Genomic DNA, 1,242 nt, shown 5'->3' on the forward strand with positions numbered 1-1,242 from the left:
CACGCTTTAGCGCGGCACTTTTCGCGCGCTAAAGCGTGTTCCGGCGGTGCTGAGAGAAACCGGCGGCTATCCGGCGACGAATCGGGCATGCGGCGGCGGCGTGCCCGGTCCGGGCCGGCTCGCAGCGTCGCCATGATGAACGCGGCGCGGGCCTTTTTCTGCGACCGGATTTTTAACCCGCCCCGAGGCTGACGCGCCCGGACCTTCGCGGGGCCGAGAATGGGCGGCGATCCGCCCGGCGTCCCGTTCCCGCAGGTAGGCGGGCGGCCCGCCACCGCGCGCATCCGCCCGGCGTCTCGTCGGCCACGCTCCCCGCCGCCCAGCGAAGGGCATGGTTGCCTTCCTGCCGGCCGCTCGCCGCCAGCGCCGCCGTCTCGCGGCGATCTAGCCTTCGCAAACGAGCGAATTCGCTTGAAACCAGCCAGCCAGACCACTCGCGAGGGAAACACATGTCGTTCGAACCGGGCGGTTCGTCAGGTGTTTGACTTCGGGGCGTTACCGCCGGAGGTGAATTCCGGGCGGATGTATGCGGGTCCGGGTTCGGGGTCGTTGATGGCGGCCTCGGCGGCGTGGGATGAGGTGGCCGCGGAGTTGGCGACGGCGGCCAGTGGGTATGGCTCGGTGGTTTCGGAGTTGACCAGTGGGCCGTGGGTGGGTCCGGCGTCGGCGTCGATGGTGGCCGCGGTGGTGCCGTTTGTGAGTTGGCTCTCGGCGATGTCGGGGTTGGCCGAGGAGACGGCCAGTCAGGGTCGGGCGGCCGCGGCGGCGTTTGAGGCGGCGTTTGCGATGACGGTGCCGCCGCCGGTGATTGCGGCGAATCGGGTGTTGTTGGCGACGTTGGTCGCGACGAACTTTTTTGGTCAGAACACCCCGGCGATCATGGCGACCGAGGCTCAGTACATGGAGATGTGGGCCCAGGACGCGGCGGCGATGTATGGGTATGCGGCGGCCTCGGCCACGGCCTCGGAGTTGACCCCGTTTGCCGCGCCGCCCAACACGACCACGCCTGATGGGTTGGCCGATCAGGCGTTGGCGGTGAGCCAGGCGGCCACTCAGCCGGCGGGCAACACCGCCCAGACGGTGGCCTCCAACGCCACCCAGGTCGCCGCGCTGGCACCGCAAGCCGCCGCCGTGCAGCAGGCCAGCACCGCCGCGACGACACCGCCCGGGCCGTTCACCTGGCTGACCAGCGCCATCCAGAACTTCCTGCAAAGCGGGTTGCCCACCCCCACGAACAACTAC

General features: G+C 69.7%; 1 protein-coding gene. It reads left to right on the forward strand.

Features of this window, described 5'->3' with window-relative positions:
- Window positions 1-477: 477 nt before the first annotated feature.
- Window positions 478-1,242 (forward strand): PPE family protein (locus tag A5702_RS11780; protein WP_156371897.1); only part of this gene is annotated, 765 nt, incomplete at its 3' end.

Origin of the sequence: Mycobacterium sp. E3339, assembly GCF_001666915.1 — a bacterium.
GTDB lineage: Bacteria > Actinomycetota > Actinomycetes > Mycobacteriales > Mycobacteriaceae > Mycobacterium.